1 protein-coding gene is annotated in these 895 nt (G+C 51.1%); it reads right to left on the reverse strand.

The window, feature by feature from the left end; translation table 11 throughout:
* Positions 1-184: 184 nt before the first annotated feature.
* The coding region (locus tag ACLD7X_RS17175; RefSeq protein ID WP_411424905.1) for an RNA polymerase sigma factor at positions 185-895 on the reverse strand (711 nt) is incomplete at its 5' end.

An 895-nucleotide genomic window follows, 5' to 3' on the forward strand; every position in this document is an offset into this window, starting at 1 on the left:
CTGTAATACCAGCGCCTTCGAGAAAGGTGAGATCGTGATTGGATTCCATGACGTCCAGAAGAACATCATTCCATATCAGCATCACGATAGTGCTGTTAACGATCAACAGCCCGCCGATGCAACACAGGTAGATGATCGAGCGGGCTGTTGGAGAGTTCAGCATCGGCATTGCGCCGGAGGTGTCCTAGTTTTCGTTTACTGTGTCGTACAGCTCCTGCAACTTCTTGCGCAGGTGCAATACGGCGTACCGTTTCCGGGCAAGCAGCGTGTTAATGTTAACGCCAGTTGCTTCGGACATCTCTCTAAACGAAACACCTTCAAATTCATTTTGGACGAAGACCCACTTCTGTTCTTCGGGAAGCTCTTCGAGTCCCGTCAGGACGGCTTCCCAAATGGTCTTCCGTACCAGATCGTGTTCGGGGTTGTATGAGAAGTCGCCAAGGAAGCGCTCAACATGATCAAGGCCTTCGTCCTTCTGATCGTTGGAGCCAAGGTCGGTGAAATTGTCGGCGCGCTTTTTCCTGTACGAATCGATGATCCGGTTTCGTACGGATGTGAATACCCACGAGGCAATGTTCTCTATGGGCTTGTTAACGTCCGCCGAAGCGGCAAGCACGTTGGCGAAGACATCTTGAAGAATGTCCTCAGCTTCCTCCTGACTGCGAACTCTCTGGCGAATGAAGCCAAGATACTTCTTGCGGTCGTTGCGGAACAGCTGTTCGATTTGCAGGGCGAGGTCCATAGAATCGCTCCCTTCTGACTGATATTGAAGTTGTTGACGAACCTTTGCAGCAACTGGCGTATAGCCAGTTTTCCGGACAAACTCTTGAGTGCGCATGGCTGCTCCTGCTACAGTTGTGACAAATTGACGCACAGTGTCGTTGTGAACTGTCGT

Source organism: Aphanothece microscopica RSMan92 (assembly GCF_046613545.2).
GTDB lineage: Bacteria > Cyanobacteriota > Cyanobacteriia > PCC-6307 > Cyanobiaceae > NIES-981.